The following is a 17,018-nucleotide window of genomic DNA, read 5'->3' as shown; positions in this document are numbered from 1 at the left end:
CTTTGGTGGCGTTGCCGTGTCGGAATCGGATTTCTTGTGCTTGTCGGCGGCAATCCTGCGGATGCGGTCGAAGCGGCTTTCCTCGGTTTTTTCGGTCGTGACGACCGTCTCTGGCTTCCGCACGAACGTGATCATGGATCCGTCTCCTGGGCTAGAGGCCTATGCGCCGGGAGAAATCCCCCGGCGGTAGTCATTTCAACTCCTGTGAAGAGCTGGCTTGGTCGGATTCAGGTCAGATCCGAAAGGTGGCTCCTGAGAAGCCACCTTCGCGGACCAGTTGAATTTTAGTAGCCGCCCATGCCGCCGCCACCGCCCGCCGGTGCCGCATCCTTAGCCGGGATGTCGGTGATCATCGCTTCGGCGGTGATCAGAAGTGCTGCGATCGAGCCGGCGTCCTGCAGTGCGGTGCGCACGACCTTTGCCGGATCGACGATACCCGCCTTGATCATGTCGACATAGGTCTCATTCTGGGCGTCAAAACCCTGATTGTGATCCTTGCTGTCGGTGAGCTTGCCGACGACGATCGAGCCTTCGACGCCGGAATTCTCGGCGATCTGGCGGATCGGCGCTTCGAGCGCGCGCAGCACGATCGAAATGCCTGCCGTCACATCGTCATTGACGCCGGTCAGGCCGGCAAGCGCCGACCTGGCACGCAGCAAAGCCACGCCGCCGCCGGGCACGATGCCTTCTTCAACCGCCGCGCGCGTTGCATTCAGCGCGTCGTCGATGCGGTCCTTCTTCTCCTTCACTTCCGACTCGGTGACGCCGCCGACGCGGATGACGGCAACGCCGCCCGACAGCTTGGCCAGCCGCTCCTGCAGCTTTTCCTTGTCGTAGTCGGAGGTGGTTTCCTCGATCTGGCCCTTGATCTGGGCGACACGCGCCTGGATCGTCGCCTTGGTGCCGGCGCCGTCGATGATCGTGGTGGTGTCCTTCTCGATCAGCACGCGCTTGGCGCGGCCGAGCATCTCGATGGTGACGTTTTCGAGCTTGATGCCGAGGTCCTCGGAAATCATCTGGCCTGCAGTCAGCACCGCGATGTCTTCCAGCATCGCCTTGCGGCGATCGCCGAAGCCCGGCGCCTTGACGGCCGCGACCTTGAGGCCGCCGCGCAGCTTGTTGACGACCAGCGTGGCAAGCGCCTCGCCTTCGACGTCYTCCGAAATGATCAGCAGCGGCCGGCCGCTCTGCACSACSGCTTCGAGGATCGGCAGCAKCGCCTGCAGATTGCCGAGCTTCTTYTCGTGGATGAGCACGTAGGGCTCTTCCAGCTCAACGCGCATCTTGTCGGCATTGGTGACGAAATACGGGCTGAGATAGCCGCGGTCGAACTGCATGCCTTCGACGACATCGAGCTCGGTTTCGGCAGTCTTGGCTTCCTCGACGGTGATGACGCCGTCATTGCCGACCTTGTCCATCGCCTTGGCGATCATCTCGCCGACGGTTGCGTCGCCATTGGCGGCAATGGTGCCTACCTGGGCGATCTCGGCCGACGACTTGACCTTCTTGGCCTTCGCCTTGATTTCCGTGACGACGGCGGCAACCGCCTGGTCGATGCCGCGCTTCAAGTCCATCGGGTTCATGCCGGCGGCGACSAGCTTGGCGCCTTCGCGCAGGATCGARGCGGCCAGCACCGTGGCKGTSGTGGTGCCGTCACCGGCGAGGTCGTTGGTCTTCGARGCCACTTCGCGCACCATCTGSGCGCCCATGTTCTCGAACTTGTCGGCAAGCTCGATYTCCTTGGCGACGGTGACGCCGTCCTTGGTGATGCGCGGCGCSCCATAGGCCTTATCTATGATGACGTTGCGGCCCTTGGGGCCGAGCGTGACCTTCACCGCATTGGTGAGGATCTCGACGCCGCGCAGCATGCGGTCACGCGCGTCGGTGGCGAATTTGATTTCCTTGGCAGACATGATTTTTATCCAGTTCGGTTGATGAAGGCAGAGCCTCCATGATCAATCTCTGAGCCTCCTTGCGCGTCCCGAAGGACACGCGGGCGCTCTGATCAGGCAGCCTTCTTGGCGGCCACGGTCTTGGCTGCGACGGTCTTGGCGGCCACAGTCTTCTCGGTGGCTGCCTCGCTGTTGTCGATGACACCCATGATGTCGGCTTCCTTCATGATCAGAAGGTCCTCGCCGTCGATCTTGACCTCGGTGCCCGACCATTTGCCGAACAGGATCAGGTCGCCGGCCTTGACGTCGAGCGGCACAAGCGCGCCATTTTCGTCGCGTGCGCCAGGGCCAACGGCGATGACTTCGCCTTGCTGCGGCTTTTCCTTGGCATTGTCGGGAATGATGATGCCGCCCTTGGATTTGATATCGCCTTCGGCGCGCCGGATGACGACGCGGTCGTGGAGTGGCCGAAATTTCATGAAAACTTCTTTCTGGGGCCAGCATAGGCGGCCGCTTCCCCCATATAGGCGCTTTGGCACTCGATAGATAGGAGTGCCAAAAATTATTCGCGGGCTCGATGAAATATTGAAAAGTATTATTTCGGCCGGCGATTCCGTGATATCGCGAATGGCATAAATAATTCAAAAAATTGAATTTTGCCGGTCGAGTGCCTATTTATCGGACAAGTTCACTTTCACGATTTCAAACGCAAGGGAGATTTGTTCGATGGCCGATGGCAATCAGACGATCATGGAAAAAGCTGAAGCCCGCTTTGTCGACAAGCAGAAGAAGACGGCCGAGCGCAACAAGGCAACCGCCGAGTACATGTCGGAGGCAAAGGCCAGGGAGATCAAGACGGCGAAGCTCAGGATTTTGCGGCTGGCCAAGGAAGAGGCCGACCGGGTCGCCGAAGCCCTGAACCCGACGCCGAAGAAGAAGCGCGCGACCAAGAAGGCCGCCACAACGGAGGTCAAGACATGAGCCTCACCTTCCCCAACCGCAGCCGCAGCTATGACGAAGCCGGCAAGCGCATCCGTTTCGTCGGCCATGACGGCATGTTCCAGATTTCCTTCTCGGTCGCTGCCGACGCGATGACCAGGATGCAGCCGGCAACCGCAGCCAACGAGGCAGGCTACCTCGCCACATTCGACACGCAGAGCGGCGCCATCCGCGACGTGGCGTCGAAGGCTTACGACCGCACCCGCAAGAGCATGTATGTGCTGACGGCCGCCGACTTCGGCTGATTAGCCGAGCTCCATGCCCTCGATCATCGTGCGTATCTTCGCGGCCTTTTCGAAATGATCGAGGCGGTGGGTTCTGATCCACCATTCCGCTGCTTCCATCAGCAGCTCGGGGTCGTCATTCCTGTTGGCAAAAAACGCGTAGAACGACACGCCGACGGCAGGCCCTTTCTCGGAGATCTTGCGGTCGCAGACCTCCAGTATCTTTTGCCTCAGGCTCGCTCTCACGGGAATCCTCTGGTTTTGGTTCGGCGGGGTCTTGGCCCAGCCTTTGAGCCGGCAGCCGGAACGTTCAATCCTTGCGCTCCGCCCTCTCCCGGCGCCTGACGTCGCGCACATTCATCTGCACGACCATGTCCTCGGCCTCGCGCGGGCCCATCCCGACCATCACTTTTTGCCTGACCACGGCTGGCTGGCCGGTGAAGACGTCGACTATGGTCCAACTCTGGGGAAGCTCCATGCGCAGTGTGTAGCGATTGGCCATGCTGGCTTACCTCAGCCCTGCATCATGAAAAACACCGCTCCCAGGACCAGCACCGTCCAGGCGATCACCGACAATTTCAGCACCATGCCGCCATGCGCGGTCAGAACTTGCCGCAAGCGCGGCACGATGCCTGCCGAAGCGACCGGTGCCGGCACAATGGCGACGGATGCCTTGGCGCCCAGTTTCCCAAAGACCGGCAGCAGTGACGGTTCACGCACGAAAATGACCTCGAATGTCGGGGAAAGTCGGAGCGAGCATGCTCGCGCCCTTCCATAGCACTCTTTTCGCGAGCGCCCTGCATGCCAAATGCAGATAGGCGGTATTAACGTCGGCCCTGCTGCTTCATGGCCGGAACCGCACAAATCCGCTGCGACAAGCGGTCCAGCGAAGGTTCTCGACTATATGATTGTGTGGAGGCCTCGCCTCGGGATCGAACCGAGGCTTCAGAGATTTGCCGTCTCCAGCGTAGCCGCTCCGCCACGAGGCCATTGCCGTTGACCTAACGGGGAAATGCTTGCGGAAAAGTTAAGCCCGAAGGCGGTTCTGTCAACACTTTGCGAAATGCCGCTTGGCGGTGTCGTTCCATCGCTTTCCGCCAGGCTCCATGCTGCCAAACTCCGAAGGGACGAGCGGTGCCTTTGGGAGGCGAGACGTCGATCTGTGCGGGCAATGCGTGACCGGCAAGCAGCGCTCCAGCGGGTGAATCAGAACTCCAACTCACAGCCCTAACTCTTTGTTTTAAAAAAACCCCAAGGGAAAGCTTTATGTGCTTTTCCCGGGAAGCCGTCTGGGCTTTTCCTAAAGAGCTCAGGCACTCACGCCGCGGCACTCCTGCCTTTCGCACCGGCTTCCGCCTTGAAGATGCGGAACGTGTTGCGCCCTGCCGCCTTGGCGGCATAGAGCGCGGTGTCGGCCTGCGCGAACAGGTCGCAAGGCGAGCCTGCCCCGGCAAACGCGATACCGACCGAGGCGCCGAGCCTCAGCGACTGGCCGCGGATCGCGACCGGCTTGCCCATGCTCTCGATGATGTCGCGCGCCACGCCGGAGACAGCACCCCGGTCGAGATGCGACCCGAGCAGCACCGCGAACTCGTCGCCGCCGACGCGCGCCACCAGCTCCGCCTCACCGCAGCCGCCGGCAAGGCGCTCGGCCGCCGCCTTCAGGCATTCGTCGCCGACGACATGGCCGAACGTGTCGTTGACCGCCTTGAAGCCGTCAAGGTCGATCAACAGCAGCGCGCCGAGTGGGCGGCTTTCATCCACCTGCGCCAGCCGCGCCTGGAAGCGGGCGCGGTTGGCAAGCCCGGTCATGGCATCGAATTCGGCGAGATAGCGCATCCGGTCCGACAGGATCTTTTCCTCGGTGATGTCCTGTTTCATGCCGAAGATGCGCACCGGCACACCCTCCTCGCACTCGACGGTCGCGGTGATGCGGATCCAGCGGCTGTGTCCGGCGAAGGTGGTGATCTCGGCGTCGAGGCTGAAGCCGCTGCGCTCGGCGATCGCGCGGCTGCGCAAACTGTCCAGCGCCTTGCGCGACTCCGCCGGATAGCACTTGACGATCTCACTGCGATCGAGCAGGGCGCCGCGCGGCAGATCGAACAAATCATAGACCACATCGGTCCAGTGCAATTGTTCGCCGGGCAGGCTGCATTCCCACACGCCGATACGCGCGGCGACCGAAGCACGGTCGAAGATCTTGCGGCTGTGCGCCAGCGAAACCTCTTGCCTGGCGATCAGTGCGGCCTGTGCTACGACTTGCTGCTTGAGTTGGGCGACGGCGGCGGCATCGCGACGGCGCTCGTCGGCGCTGTCGTGCCCTGCCCGCTTGCCGGGCTGCGAGGCCGGGCCTTTCGGAGCGTATGACGTATCGGGCATGGCGGAATTCCTGGCAGGTGGCCACCATGGCGCGGAAGCCCTTAAAACTTCGCTGACAATCCGTGGGTTCCTCGCCCCCACGAGAGTGGGGGAGAGGTGGCTCGGCGAAGCCGAGACGGAGAGGGGGAATGGCGCAAACCCTTCCGCTCGGATGCAAGCCATTCCCCGTGACATGCCGACGCCAGCCCCCTCTCCGTCCGCTTCGCGGCCACCTCTCCCCCGCTTTGCGGGGCGAGGAACCCGAGCCTTGCCACCTCTGGCCTTTCTCTCCACCGACGGAACTCCAGACCACTTTTCCCCTTGAACGCTCCCTCAATCTGCCCTAGCCTGATGTGAGAAAAGGTTTTTCCAAACATTTCCGAGCGGGCTCGGCCATTGGCCGGGCCTTGTTCCGACCTGTAAGAGAAAACCTTTTCCCAACTAAGGATTTCTCGGCGCGATGGCATCGGACGATCAGCCAGTTCCGGTMTTTCCAAAGCCCGTCACCTTGCGTGACGTGGCGGCGCAGGCCGGCGTCAGCGTCGCCACCGCCTCGAAAGCGCTCAACGACCAGGGGCGCATGACCGCCGAGACCCGCGAGCGCATCCGCGAGATAGCGCGCAGCCTCGGCTTCCGCCCCAACAGCCTGGCGCAGAGTCTGCTTAGGCGCCGCTCCTTCACCGTCGGCCTGCTCACCAACGATACCTATGGCCGCTTCTCGCTGCCGCTGATGTCGGGCATTTCGGACGCGCTGGTCGACAAGGGCGTCTCGGTGTTCCTGTGCAATGTCGAAGAGGATCCGCGCCTTGGCCAGCTGCATGTCGACGCCATGCTCGACAAGCGCGTCGACGGCATCATCGCCACCGGCAAGCGTATCGACCGCCATCTGCCTGTCGATCTCTCCAATCTGCGCGTGCCCGTGATCTATGCCTTCACCCAGCCCGATCCCGACGCTGTCGCCTTCGTCTCGGACGATGCCGGCGGGGCGCGGCTGGCGGTCGAGCATTTCTGCCGGCTCGGCCGCCGGCGCATCGCCCATGTCAGCGGGCCGGCGAGCTTTGCCGTGGTCCACGCCCGCGCCCAGGCCTATCGCGACGTGCTCGCCGAAACCGGGCTGCCGGTGACCGAACCGCTGCTCGGCTCCTGGTCGGAAGCCTGGGGGCATGAGGCAGTGGCGATCCTGTTCGATGGCAAAAGCGAAAGGCCGGACGCCATCTTCTGCGGCAACGACCAGATCGCGCGCGGCGTCATCGATGCTCTGCGTGAACGCGGCCTCAACGTGCCCAATGATGTCGGCGTCATCGGCTTCGACAATTGGGAGATCGTCGCCGAAGCGACCCGCCCGCCGCTAACCTCGGTCGACATGAACCTGGTCGCCCTCGGACGCGAGGCGGGCCTSACYCTGCTTTCRCTSGTCGGCGGCCARCCSGCCGYRCCGGGCATTCGAAAACTGCCGTGCCGGCTGGTGGTGCGGCATTCCTGCGGCCATCCGCTGGATGGCTGAAAACGAAAGCGCCGCCTGATCGGCGCCAAGCCGCACACAGCGGCCAACCTTGGAGGAGGAGAAGATGAGGAACCTGATTGCCAAACTGGCCCTGACCGCTGCCGTGCTGGGCAGCAGCCTCGGCGCTGCCGCCGCCGACACCGCCAACATCTGGGTGCGCGCCGACGGCTCGAACTTCATGCCGAAGATCGTCGACGCCTACAACAAGGCGCACAAGGACCAGATCAAGCTCGACATCATCCCCAATGCCGAGATCATTCCGAAATACGGCGCCGCCGCCGCCGGCGGCACGGCGCCCGACGCGCTGTCGCTCGACTTGATCTACACGCCCTCCTTCGCCGCCTCCGGCCAGTTGGAGGACATCACCGATTGGGCCAAGTCCCTGCCCTATTTCGCCAGCCTGTCGCCGGCGCATGTGAAGACGGGAACTTACAAGGACCACATTTACGGCCTGCCCTTCTCGGCCGACGCCTCGGTGCTGATCTGGAACAAGAAGCTGTTCAAGCAGGCCGGTCTCGACCCTGAAAAAGGCCCGACCAACTGGGCCGAGATCGCCGCCGACGCCGAAAAGGTCAACGCGCTCGGCGGCAACATCAAGGGCTTCTACTTCTCCGGCAATTGCGGCGGCTGCAACATCTTCACCTTCACACCGCTGATATGGGCCTCGGGCGGCGATATCCTCTCGGAAGACGGCTCGAAGGCGACGCTGGACAGCCCGCAACTGCGCGGCGCCATCGACCTCTACCGCTCGATGGTCAAGAAGGACCTGGTGCCGGCAGGCGCGCAGACCGATACCGGCGCCAACTTCTTTGCCGCCTTTGCCGCCGGCAATATCGGCATCTCGCCCTCCGGCGCCTTCGCCATCGGCGCGCTCAACACGCAGTACCCCAATGTCGACTACGGCGTCACTTTCCTGCCGGGCAAGGATGGCGGCTGGTCGTCCTTTGCCGGCGGCGACAATTTCGTCGTCACCAAGGGCACCAAGAAACTCGCCGTGGTGAAGGAGTTCCTCGACTTCGCCTATTCGCTCGAGGGCCAGACCATCCTGGCCAAATATGGCAGCCTGCCGGTGCGCGGCGACATCGCCAAGGATGCGCTGAAGGATCTCGACCCGCGCTACCAGATCGCCGCCGAGGCCATGGCCAAAGGCAAGACGCCCTATTCGGTGGTGTTCAACGATCTGATCAACTCCGCCAACGGCCCGTGGACGCAGATGATCAACGAGGTCTTCTTCGGCGACGATGTCGACGGCGCGATCGCGAACGCGCAGGAGACCATGCAGTCGATCATCGACCAGGCGCCGCAGAAGTAGCGGCCGCCTGCCGGCCACCCGCCTGTCTCCCTGGGCGGGTGGCCGGCAATTTTGCATCGCCAACGGCAGGGCTATAGCGTTGAGACAAGACCCCCTCATCCGGCCGCTWCGCGGCCACCWTCTCCCCGCTGGGGAGAAGAGACGGGCGCTCGYGCCGGCTCCCTCCTCTCCCCTCGGGGAGAGGTCGGATTGCCCCGAATTGCCCTTYGCAATTCGGTTGGCAATCCGGGTGAGGGGGTACTTGGCCAACGCCCGAACAGCATCGGCCATCCACCCATGACCACCATCGCAACCACCACCGCCCCACCCCGCGCCAGAAAACGAGTCGGCGCGGGCCGCCGGCAGTGGATCGGGCTGCTCTATGTCGCGCCGGCCGTGGCGCTGGTGATGCTGTTCTTCGTCATCCCGCTCGGCATGACGGCCTGGATGTCGCTGCACAACTGGCCGCTGATGGGCGAGCACTTCTATATCGGCTTCGACAATTACGTCGCCATTCTGCGCGACACCMGGTTCTGGAACGCGCTSARMTTCACCGGCTACTACACGGTGATCGTCACSATCGCGATCTTCGCCRTCGCCTTTCCGCTGGCGATCTTCATCGAAAAACCGCGGCCGCTGACCAACCTCTACCGCACCGCCTTCTTCATGCCGGCGGTGGTCGGCTTTGCCTCGGCGAGCCTGCTCTGGTCATGGCTGCTCAATGTCGATTCCGGCCTGTTCAGCCCAGCCGCCTACGATCTCGGCCTGATCGACAAGAAGTTCAACCTGCTCGCCACCTTCCAGCCGGCCTTCTGGTCGATCATCGCCATGGTGGTGTGGAAGGTCGCCGGCTTCACCATGATCATCCTGATGACCGGCCTGCAATCGATCCCGCAGGACCTGCAGGAGGCCGCCGTCATCGACGGCGCCGGGCCGTTCGCAAGGTTCCGGGCGATCACTTTGCCGCTGATGCGCCGCACGCTGGCGCTGGCGCTGATCCTGTCGGTGGCCGGCTCGATCCTCGCCTTCGACCAGTTCTACATCATCCTGCGCGGCGGCCCGCGCAACCAGACGCTGACGGCGGTCTACTGGATCTTCAACCAGTCCTTCGTGTCGTTCAAGCTCGGCTATGGCGCCGCACTCTCGATGGTGCTGCTGGTGATCCTGGTGGCGCTCAGCCTCGTTCAGCTCTGGCTGCTGCGCAAGCCGGAAGGTATCGACTGATGGCGCAGGCGGTATCAGCCAGAGGCAAGCTCGCTGCTCGCTTCGCCAGGCACTCCACCGGCATCATCGCCTCTGTGCTGTTCGTGGCGCCGATCGTGTGGACCGTGCTGTCGGCCTTCAAGCCGGCGGCAGAAGCCCGCCTGCCGCCACTGCCGCCATGGCCGACGACGGGCTTCTCGCTCGAAAACTACGCCACGCTCAACTCCTTCGGTGATGGGCTGTGGGCCTCGGCGCAAAACAGCATCTACGTCTCGGTGATGACCGTCATTTTGTCGGTCATCGTCAGCGTGCTCGCCGGCTACGGTTTTTCGCGCTTTCGCTTTCCGTTCAAGGACCTGTTCTTCGTCCTCATCCTGTCGACGATCATGATCCCGTTCCAGTCGATCCTGACGCCGATCTTCCTGGTGCTGACCAAGCTTGGCCTGCACAACACGCTGACCGGCCTGGTCGGCGTCTATGTGACGCTGCAATTGCCGTTCTCGATCTTCATGATGCGCAACGCCTTCGACGCGGTGCCGCGCGAGATCGAGGAGGCCGCCCGCATGGACGGCGCYAACAACGTCACCATGCTTTTGAAGGTGATGCTGCCGCTGGTCTGGCCGGGCGTCGTCACCATCGCGCTGTTCGCCTTCCTCGGCGCCTGGAACGAATTCCTCGCCGCCCTGGTGCTGATGACCGACCAGTCCAAATTCACGCTGCCGGTGATGATGACGGCACTGCAGTCGGGCCGCTTCGGCGCCATCGACTGGGGTGCGGTCCAGGCGGGCGTCACCGTGATGATGGTGCCGTGCCTGATCCTGTTCCTCGCGCTGCAGCGCTTCTACATCCGCGGCCTGATGGCCGGGGCCGTCAAGTAATCGACCAAATGGAGTAAGTTCATGACCGCATCCGCAAAACCCGGAAAACCGAAACTCGCCTTCCGCCCGCTGCCGGTGCCGCAGGTCGACGTGCACGGCTTCTGGGGCGACCGCGCCGACGCGGTGGCGACGCGCACCGCCGATATCCTCTACGAGCGCTGCGTCGAGGCGCGCATGCTGGAGCAGATCGACCCCGACCGCCCCTCGCCCGGAATCGTCATTCCCTTCCACTCGCCCTCGCCCGATGAAGCCGACCGCCAGGGCGCCGAATTCACCGGCTCGACGGTGACGACGCAGATGTTCTGGGATTCCGATCTCGGCAAGACGATCGAGACCGCGGCCTATTCGCTCTACCGGCKCAAGAACCCCGAGCTTGAAAAGAAGATCGACGCCGTCATCGACATGTATGGCAGACTGCAGCAGGAGGACGGCTACCTCTCCAGCTGGTACCAACGCATCCAGCCCGGCAAGCGCTGGACCAATCTGCGCGACTGCCACGAACTCTATTGCGCCGGCCATCTGATCGAAGGCGCGGTCGCCTACTATCAGGCGACGGGCAAGCGCAAGCTGCTCGACATTATGAGCCGCTATGCCGACCACATCGCCTCGGTGCTGGGGCCGGAGCCCGGCAAGAAGAAGGGCTATTGCGGCCATGAGGAGATCGAGCTGGCGCTGGTCAAGCTCTCGCGGGTGACCGGCGAGACGAAATACATGGAGCTGGCGAAATACTTCATCGACCAGCGCGGGCAGCAGCCGCATTACTTCGACGAGGAGGCGCGCGCCCGCGGCGCCGACCCCAAGGCCTATCATTTCAAGACCTATGAATACAATCAGTCGCACAGACCGGTGCGCGAACAGGACAAGGTCGTCGGCCACGCGGTCAGGGCGATGTACCTCTATTCGGGCATGGCCGACATCGCCACCGAATATGGCGACGACACGCTGCGGGTGGCGCTCGACCGGCTGTGGGACGATCTCACCACGAAAAACCTCTACATCACCGGCGGGCTCGGACCCTCGGCGCACAATGAAGGTTTTACCAGCGACTACGATTTGCCCAATGAGAGCGCCTATGCCGAGACCTGCGCCGCCGTTGGCCTGGTGTTCTGGGCGAGCCGCATGCTCGGCATGGGGCCGAACGCCCGCTATGCCGACATGATGGAGCGCGCGCTCTACAATGGCTCGATCTCCGGCCTGTCGCTCGACGGCTCGCTGTTCTTCTACGAAAACCCGCTGGAAAGCCGGGGCCGGCACAACAGATGGAAATGGCACCGCTGCCCCTGCTGCCCGCCCAATGTCGGGCGCATGGTCGCCTCCATCGGCAGCTATTTCTACAGCCTGGCCGACGATGGGCTCGCCGTCCACCTCTACGGCGACTCCACCGCCCGCTTCGACATAGCGGGCACGCCAGTGAGCCTGACACAGGCGAGCCACTATCCCTGGGACGGCGCCGTCGAGATCACGGTTGAACCGCAAGCGCCGGTAGAGTTCACGTTGCATCTGCGCATACCGGGCTGGAGTTCCAACGCCACGCTCGAGATCAATGGCGAGGCGGTCGACCTCGATGACGTGAGCAGCGACGGCTATGCCGCGATCCGGCGCGTCTGGCAAAAGGGTGACCGCGTCCGGCTCGACCTCGAAATGCCGATCGAGCGGCTCTACGCCAACCCCGAGGTCAGGCAGGATGCTGGGCGCGTCGCGCTGTCGCGCGGGCCGCTGATCTATTGCGTCGAGGCATCAGACAATGACAGCCGGCTGCATCGCCTGACCCTGCCGCGCACGGCAGGGATAGAGGCCCATGAGGCGCCCGAACTGCTTGGGGGCGTGGTGACGCTTTCAGCCACGGCGCGGACCGATGCCAGCGACGGCTGGCAGGACGGGCTCTATCGCTCCGAACCGCCGGCCAGCGTCGAGACGCGCCTGACCGCCATCCCCTATTTCGCCTGGGACAATCGCGAGCCCGGCGAGATGCTGGTGTGGCTGCGGGACGGCTGAGGCCGGCCGCAAGACTTCAGGCCTTGCGCGTTCGACTATGTCCGGCTTGATTGAGCGGCGGCGGCAGGCAGCGCCGTCTTCGGTGCCGCTTGCGGCGCGCCGTTGTCGACATGCGCCCAGGCCGGCCGCTCGAACAGGAACATGCCGAAGCCCACGCGTTGGATGATGAAGTAGAGCACCACCGGGCTGATGATCGAGACCAGCAGCACAGCCAGGCTGAGCATGCCGGTGTCGGTCAGCAGGCCGCTTGCCAGTGCGGCACCGCGGAAGAGCGACATCGGAATGGTGAAGGCGACATAGACGATCAGCGAATGTTCGCCCAGCCAGCGCAGCCATTCCATGACGGGGAATGTCGACAGGAAGCCGCCAAGCACGCACAGCGCCACGGCGCCAGTGACGGCCAAGGTGAGATGCAGCGGCGGCCATGCCGCCAGGCCCATCTGCATGCCGACCGGCTGCATAGCATAACCCGGCGAATAGACGAGCAGGCCGTTGACAACAGCCCACAAAGCCAGGCCGGCGACGGCCAGCATCGGGCGGGGTTGCGTCCACTCGACGAGCCGGAAAATCAGCGGCGCCAGCACAAAGCCGAGGTAGAAGAACACGAAATAGGCCGCGAATTGTTCAAGCGCATAGCTGTCGGGATGCGGTGCCCACATCTGCAGCGCGGCAGCAGGCGCAATGACGATCCAGGCCGGCACGCGGAATTGCCGCAAAAGTTTGGCGACAAGGCCGAACACCGCCAGCATGTAGATGAACCACAGCACGCCATAGGGCTGGACAACGGCCATTGCGAGATCGTGCAGCATGCCGCCGGGATCCCGGCTGAAGATGCCGATCTTCAGCCCGATCGAGATGATCGCCCACAGCACGTAGAAATAGAGATAGTGGACGACACGCCGGTCGACATAGCGCCGCCACGGCCGGTCGATCACCTGCGACAGGAACAGTCCCGAAATCAGGAAGAATTCCGGCATGCGGAACGGCGTCGCGAAGCCGATGACATAGTGGAGAAAACCGACGCCGCCCGTGTACTCGCCGGTGTTGTAGGCCGAGTACATCATGACCACTAGGATGATCGAGAGACCTTTGGCCGTGTCCACCCACGGCATGCGCATCGGGCTGTTCATGGCGAATCCATCCGGGGCCGGCCAACCCGGCCGGCCATCATCCGGCGATATCTAGCACCATCAAGCTTCCCAGATCGTAAACGCGGCCGGTTTTGGCAGGGGAGCTGGCGCCGCCTAGCGTTTGGCCTTCGACTTGTTCAGAGCGATGGCAGCAAGCACGAGCGCCTTGAAAGCCTCTTCGTTGACCTCTTCACCCTTCTGAAAATCAATAGCCCGCCGCGTATTCCCTTCGAGGCTGGAGTTGAACAGGCGCGCGGGATCGGGCAGCGCAGCACCTTTGGCGAAGGTCAGCTTGACGACGCTCTTGTAGGTCTCGCCGGTGCAGATCATGCCGTCATGCTCCCACACCGGCACGCCGCGCCATTTCCAGGTCTCGACGACATCGGGATCGGCTTGATGAATGAGCGCGCGCAGCCGGGCCAGCATCTCCCCGCGCCAGTCGCCGAGTTCCTTGATCCTGCCGTCGATCAGTTCGGAGGGAGATTTGCTCTCTTGCGATCCGGTCATGCTTTTCCTCCTCAAAATATGAACAATAAAGCGCTTACATACGCTCGCCAGGCAATTGGCTGGCCTGCTTCACCCAGGCGCTGAATTGCGCCTCGTCGAACGGATCGTCCTCGTGGATGTTGAGGTAGCGCGTGTCCTGGCTCCTGGATTCGCCCGGCGGCACCGGCTTCAGCGACGTGCCGCGAAAGAAGGCCACCTTGATGTATTTGGTGAAGCAATGGACGCCGAGGAACCAGCCCTCGCCTTCGACGCCATAGAGCGGCGAGTTCCATTTCACCGCCTTGTGCACGCCGGGCACGGCGCGTGAGATGAGCGCGTCGAGACGCCCACCCATCTCGCGCTTCCAGCCCGGCATGGCCGCGATATACGCCTGCACCGGCGCGTCGCCATGGCCCTTGGCGATCTGCGGGTTGCCGCCGGAAAGCAGCTTCGGTTCAGCCTTGGCGCCGGTCGACTTGGCCATACCCTTCCCCTCCTATCCCGCGTCCTTTCCCGACATAGGGCAGCACGAACATATAGAGGCCGCTGAACAGCAAAAGGAAGAGCGGCAGAAGCGGCGAATAGACCACCCAGGCCGGCGGTTGCCCAAAGGCCATGGTGGCGAAATTGGCGACGACGGTTGCTGTGAAGATAATCGACAGCCAGCGATGCGTCTGCCTGATCCATTTGCTCCAGTCCAAAATTACCTCCCTTAAAAAACTGCGTGAAATTGGGCGCTGCTACCAGCGCGCCAGCTGGGTGATCTGGATGAGATTGCCGCAGCCGTCATTCAGCTTGGCGATGGTCGAGCCGGTCACTTCGGTCGGCGCCATGCTGAACGTGCCGCCGTTTGCCGTGATGCGCTCATGGTCGCCCTTGATGTCGTCGGTGAAGAACATCACCGCCGGCTGGCCCTGCTCGAACATCGCCTGCTGGTAGGCCTTGGTCGCCGGATTGTCGTTGCGCGCCAGTTGCAGCTCGGTSCCCTCGGGCTCGTCSGGCGAGGCGACSGTCAGCCAGCGGAACGGCCCGTTGCTGAAATCGGCCTTCTTGGCCAGGCCGAGCACACCGGTGTAAAAGGCAAGCGCCTTGTCTTGGTCGTCGACATGGATGCTGGTCAGTTTGATCTTCATCGTCTTTCTCCATAGGTTTTGCTGGCGGCAAGCCGCCCAGGTAAACTCAGCTTTGGTTTTCAAATCGGCCGGTGGATTTTAGTCAGTCCGGTCGAGAAGCTGCTCCAGCTTCTCGAAGAATTGCGGCCAACCGGTTCTGGCGCCGCCATAGGCCCGGCGCTGATCGGGCCGGAAGCCGGATTGCTCCATGCGCAGATGCGTTCCGGTTGGCGTCGGGGTCAGCGTGAAGGTCACAACGCTCCTGAGATCAAAGGCCGGATCCAAGTGCGCGAGGTTCCAGGTGTAGGACAGCGTCTTGTTCGGCTCGACGGCAAGCACCTCGCAGTCGAGCACGCCGCCCCAATCGGCGCTGATGTTGAAGCGGTGGCCGACATCAGGCTTGAAATCATTCTTCATCAGCCACTCCTCGATCAGATGCGGTTGCGTCAGCGCACGCCAGAGTTTTTCCGGCGGATGCGAAATCTGCCGCTCGACGACGACAGTGCGGGTCTCCTGGGCACTATCGTTCACTGGTCCATCCTTTTGAGCAAATCCTCGAGATCGTCGAACCGGCTCTCCCAGAACCCGGCCATATGGCGTGTCCAGTCCATCAGCGGCGCCAGCGCACCGAGCTGCGCGCTGTAATGCGTCTGCCGGCCCTCATGGCGGTCGCGCACCAGCCCGGCCTGCTTCAGCAAGCCCAGATGCTTCGACACCGCCGGCTGCGAGACGCCGGACTGGCTCGTCAGCGCCCCTACCGTCTGTTCTCCCTGGCGGCACAGCCGTTCGAAGATCGCCCGCCTTGTCGGGTCGGCGAGCGTCCTGAAGAGCATGTCATGGGCGTCCGGCATGTCAGATCGATAACCCGTTGGCTATTGGTTGACGTATAACCACAGGGATATATGTTCGTCAAGCGGGGATTTGGAGGGCGGAAGATTTTGAACGGACGGAAGATTGGACGACAGCAATGATCCTCGTCACCGGCCATGTCGGCAACACCGTCGTCTCAAGACTGGTGTCGTCAGGCCAAGAGGTGGCCGCACTTGTCCGCAAGCCTGAGGCTGCGCAAGGGCGCCTGCCGCGGGGAGTAGCGCTGCGTGTCGGCGATTACGAGGATGCCCCCGCCCTGAAGACAGCCTTCACCGGCATCGACCAACTGGTGCTGATTTCAAGCGATGGTTATGCGGATGCGGTCATGCGCCACCACGCCAACRCCATCGCGGCAGCAAGCGCGGCCGGTGTCCGCCACATCACCTTCACAGGCATCATCGACATCGGCGAGGCCTCGCCCTTCTACTACGCGCCTGTTTACCGGGACGCAGAGCGCCTGCTGGCCGCCTGCGGCGTGCCCTCGACCATCTTGCGCTGCGGCCTCTACAGCGATTTTATTCTCGACACATGGCTCGTGCCCGCCGCGGGGGAACTGGCGCTGCCTGTCGGACAGGGCCTGGTCGCACCGGTCTCGCGCGACGACGTTGCGGCCGCCATCGCCGCGGCGGCAGCGAGGGCCAACACATCCAGCGCCCTTTACACGATCACCGGAGACCAGGCGCTGGGCTTTGACGAGGTCGCCGCCTGTTATGGCGAGGTAACAGCACAGCCCCTACGCTATCGTCCCTGCTCCCCCGGCGACTATCTGGCCTCCGCGTCGGCGCGCCTCGACAATCCCTGGCCACAAGCCTTCTCCAGCCTATGCGCCTCGATAGCCGAGGGTCGCTACGCCGCGACATCAAGCGATTTCACCGCGCTTACCGGTAAGCAGCCGGAAAGCTTTCGAGATTTTCTGGCTCGGGCGGTCCCCGGAAGGCCTGCGGACGGCTAGTTCTTCGGCATAGTTGTTTTGACGGATTGGATGGAGATTTTGCCGAAGCCTTCCCAACTTCGTCATCCTAGGGCGAAGCAGGAGCGAAGCTCCGTCGCGGAGACCCTGGGATCCATTCCGTGAC

21 protein-coding genes and 1 tRNA gene are annotated in these 17,018 nt (G+C 63.1%); 8 read left to right on the top strand and 14 right to left on the bottom strand.

Translation table 11 applies throughout. The features are described 5' to 3' along the window. Positions 1 to 284 precede the first annotated feature (284 nt). Both groL and AC1DX0_RS16545 read right to left on the bottom strand, forming a co-directional pair. Complete coding sequence (gene groL / locus AC1DX0_RS16550) at positions 285 to 1,913, bottom strand: chaperonin GroEL (RefSeq protein WP_477356103.1); 1,629 nt, start codon at positions 1,911 to 1,913, stop codon at positions 285 to 287. 92 nt (positions 1,914 to 2,005) lie between these two features. Beyond that, positions 2,006 to 2,371: a co-chaperone GroES gene (locus AC1DX0_RS16545; protein ID WP_477222797.1), complete on the bottom strand. Its 366-nt coding sequence runs from the start codon at positions 2,369 to 2,371 to the stop codon at positions 2,006 to 2,008. A gap of 247 nt (positions 2,372 to 2,618) precedes the next feature. Here AC1DX0_RS16545 and AC1DX0_RS16540 point away from each other — a divergent pair, with 247 nt between their 5' ends. Then, complete coding sequence (locus AC1DX0_RS16540) at positions 2,619 to 2,873, top strand: hypothetical protein (RefSeq protein ID WP_172226082.1); 255 nt, start codon at positions 2,619 to 2,621, stop codon at positions 2,871 to 2,873. Next, a complete protein-coding gene (locus tag AC1DX0_RS16535) occupies positions 2,870 to 3,136 on the top strand; it encodes a DUF1488 family protein (protein WP_477222798.1) in 267 nt (88 codons plus the stop codon). The genes AC1DX0_RS16540 and AC1DX0_RS16535 overlap by 4 nt, the downstream gene beginning before the upstream one ends. On the opposite strand, the gene AC1DX0_RS16530 is transcribed toward AC1DX0_RS16535, so the two are convergent. The 5 genes from AC1DX0_RS16530 to AC1DX0_RS16510 all read right to left on the bottom strand — a co-directional run bounded on the left by AC1DX0_RS16530 (position 3,137) and on the right by AC1DX0_RS16510 (position 5,494). Then, positions 3,137 to 3,361: a DUF6500 family protein gene (locus tag AC1DX0_RS16530; RefSeq protein WP_477222799.1), complete on the bottom strand. Its 225-nt coding sequence runs from the start codon at positions 3,359 to 3,361 to the stop codon at positions 3,137 to 3,139. A gap of 64 nt (positions 3,362 to 3,425) precedes the next feature. After that, positions 3,426 to 3,617, bottom strand: a complete 192-nt coding sequence (locus AC1DX0_RS16525; RefSeq protein ID WP_477222800.1) for a hypothetical protein — start codon at positions 3,615 to 3,617, stop codon at positions 3,426 to 3,428. Between the two features lie 11 nt (positions 3,618 to 3,628). Further along, positions 3,629 to 3,835 carry a hypothetical protein gene (locus AC1DX0_RS16520; protein ID WP_477222801.1) on the bottom strand — a complete coding sequence of 69 codons (207 nt, stop codon included), beginning with the start codon at positions 3,833 to 3,835 and terminating at the stop codon, positions 3,629 to 3,631. A 193-nt stretch (positions 3,836 to 4,028) separates the two neighbouring features. Further along, positions 4,029 to 4,104 (bottom strand) — tRNA-Cys (locus AC1DX0_RS16515). A gap of 328 nt (positions 4,105 to 4,432) precedes the next feature. Further along, positions 4,433 to 5,494 (bottom strand): diguanylate cyclase domain-containing protein, encoded by a 1,062-nt coding sequence (locus AC1DX0_RS16510; protein ID WP_477222802.1) that lies wholly within the window; start codon positions 5,492 to 5,494, stop codon positions 4,433 to 4,435. A 439-nt stretch (positions 5,495 to 5,933) separates the two neighbouring features. Between AC1DX0_RS16510 and AC1DX0_RS16505 the strand changes: the two genes are divergently transcribed. From AC1DX0_RS16505 to AC1DX0_RS16485, 5 genes are all read left to right on the top strand, one after another. Continuing rightward, positions 5,934 to 6,977, top strand: a complete 1,044-nt coding sequence (locus AC1DX0_RS16505; RefSeq protein WP_477356100.1) for a LacI family DNA-binding transcriptional regulator — start codon at positions 5,934 to 5,936, stop codon at positions 6,975 to 6,977. A 64-nt stretch (positions 6,978 to 7,041) separates the two neighbouring features. Then, complete coding sequence (locus tag AC1DX0_RS16500; protein WP_477222804.1) at positions 7,042 to 8,289, top strand: ABC transporter substrate-binding protein; 1,248 nt, start codon at positions 7,042 to 7,044, stop codon at positions 8,287 to 8,289. Between the two features lie 276 nt (positions 8,290 to 8,565). Further along, entirely contained in the window at positions 8,566 to 9,492 is a 927-nt protein-coding gene (locus tag AC1DX0_RS16495) for a carbohydrate ABC transporter permease (protein WP_477356097.1), read from the top strand. Further along, positions 9,492 to 10,349, top strand: a complete 858-nt coding sequence (locus AC1DX0_RS16490; protein WP_477222806.1) for a carbohydrate ABC transporter permease — start codon at positions 9,492 to 9,494, stop codon at positions 10,347 to 10,349. Before AC1DX0_RS16495 ends, AC1DX0_RS16490 begins: the two co-directional genes overlap by 1 nt. A gap of 21 nt (positions 10,350 to 10,370) precedes the next feature. Next, on the top strand, positions 10,371 to 12,344 hold the full coding sequence (locus AC1DX0_RS16485; RefSeq protein ID WP_477356094.1) for a glycoside hydrolase family 127 protein: 1,974 nt from the start codon (positions 10,371 to 10,373) through the stop codon (positions 12,342 to 12,344). A 35-nt stretch (positions 12,345 to 12,379) separates the two neighbouring features. On the opposite strand, the gene AC1DX0_RS16480 is transcribed toward AC1DX0_RS16485, so the two are convergent. The 7 genes from AC1DX0_RS16480 to AC1DX0_RS16450 form a co-directional block, all read right to left on the bottom strand. After that, positions 12,380 to 13,474 carry an acyltransferase family protein gene (locus AC1DX0_RS16480; RefSeq protein WP_477222808.1) on the bottom strand — a complete coding sequence of 365 codons (1,095 nt, stop codon included), beginning with the start codon at positions 13,472 to 13,474 and terminating at the stop codon, positions 12,380 to 12,382. Positions 13,475 to 13,588: 114 nt separating this feature from the next. After that, positions 13,589 to 13,981: a DUF1801 domain-containing protein gene (locus AC1DX0_RS16475; RefSeq protein ID WP_477222809.1), complete on the bottom strand. Its 393-nt coding sequence runs from the start codon at positions 13,979 to 13,981 to the stop codon at positions 13,589 to 13,591. A 34-nt stretch (positions 13,982 to 14,015) separates the two neighbouring features. Then, positions 14,016 to 14,444, bottom strand: a complete 429-nt coding sequence (locus AC1DX0_RS16470; RefSeq protein WP_477222810.1) for a DUF1801 domain-containing protein — start codon at positions 14,442 to 14,444, stop codon at positions 14,016 to 14,018. Beyond that, positions 14,416 to 14,661, bottom strand: a complete 246-nt coding sequence (locus AC1DX0_RS16465; protein WP_477222811.1) for a hypothetical protein — start codon at positions 14,659 to 14,661, stop codon at positions 14,416 to 14,418. Before AC1DX0_RS16465 ends, AC1DX0_RS16470 begins: the two co-directional genes overlap by 29 nt. Positions 14,662 to 14,700: 39 nt before the next feature. Continuing rightward, positions 14,701 to 15,093: a VOC family protein gene (locus tag AC1DX0_RS16460; RefSeq protein ID WP_477222812.1), complete on the bottom strand. Its 393-nt coding sequence runs from the start codon at positions 15,091 to 15,093 to the stop codon at positions 14,701 to 14,703. Between the two features lie 78 nt (positions 15,094 to 15,171). Beyond that, positions 15,172 to 15,603 (bottom strand): SRPBCC family protein, encoded by a 432-nt coding sequence (locus AC1DX0_RS16455; RefSeq protein ID WP_477222813.1) that lies wholly within the window; start codon positions 15,601 to 15,603, stop codon positions 15,172 to 15,174. Continuing rightward, on the bottom strand, positions 15,600 to 15,923 hold the full coding sequence (locus tag AC1DX0_RS16450) for an ArsR/SmtB family transcription factor (protein WP_477222814.1): 324 nt from the start codon (positions 15,921 to 15,923) through the stop codon (positions 15,600 to 15,602). The genes AC1DX0_RS16455 and AC1DX0_RS16450 overlap by 4 nt, the downstream gene beginning before the upstream one ends. Positions 15,924 to 16,039: 116 nt before the next feature. On the opposite strand from AC1DX0_RS16450, the gene AC1DX0_RS16445 reads away from it, so the two are divergent. Beyond that, positions 16,040 to 16,894, top strand: a complete 855-nt coding sequence (locus AC1DX0_RS16445) for an NAD(P)H-binding protein (RefSeq protein ID WP_477356091.1) — start codon at positions 16,040 to 16,042, stop codon at positions 16,892 to 16,894. The last annotated feature ends 124 nt before the right edge of the window (positions 16,895 to 17,018 follow it).

This window comes from Mesorhizobium sp. P3_A9, from assembly GCF_056402975.1.
This window is presented reverse-complemented; position numbering and strand designations above follow the sequence as displayed.

Excerpts from the sequence above, each read along its gene's own strand:
- AC1DX0_RS16545 (WP_477222797.1), bottom strand. The coding sequence starts at position 2,371 with ATGAAATTTCGGCCACTCCACGACCGCGTCGTCATCCGGCGCGCCGAA.
- AC1DX0_RS16540 (WP_172226082.1), top strand. The coding sequence starts at position 2,619 with ATGGCCGATGGCAATCAGACGATCATGGAAAAAGCTGAAGCCCGCTTT.
- AC1DX0_RS16535 (WP_477222798.1), top strand. The coding sequence starts at position 2,870 with ATGAGCCTCACCTTCCCCAACCGCAGCCGCAGCTATGACGAAGCCGGC.
- AC1DX0_RS16525 (WP_477222800.1), bottom strand. The coding sequence starts at position 3,617 with ATGGCCAATCGCTACACACTGCGCATGGAGCTTCCCCAGAGTTGGACC.
- AC1DX0_RS16510 (WP_477222802.1), bottom strand. The coding sequence starts at position 5,494 with ATGCCCGATACGTCATACGCTCCGAAAGGCCCGGCCTCGCAGCCCGGC.
- AC1DX0_RS16500 (WP_477222804.1), top strand. The coding sequence starts at position 7,042 with ATGAGGAACCTGATTGCCAAACTGGCCCTGACCGCTGCCGTGCTGGGC.
- AC1DX0_RS16480 (WP_477222808.1), bottom strand. The coding sequence starts at position 13,474 with ATGAACAGCCCGATGCGCATGCCGTGGGTGGACACGGCCAAAGGTCTC.
- AC1DX0_RS16475 (WP_477222809.1), bottom strand. The coding sequence starts at position 13,981 with ATGACCGGATCGCAAGAGAGCAAATCTCCCTCCGAACTGATCGACGGC.
- AC1DX0_RS16470 (WP_477222810.1), bottom strand. The coding sequence starts at position 14,444 with ATGGCCAAGTCGACCGGCGCCAAGGCTGAACCGAAGCTGCTTTCCGGC.
- AC1DX0_RS16450 (WP_477222814.1), bottom strand. The coding sequence starts at position 15,923 with ATGCCGGACGCCCATGACATGCTCTTCAGGACGCTCGCCGACCCGACA.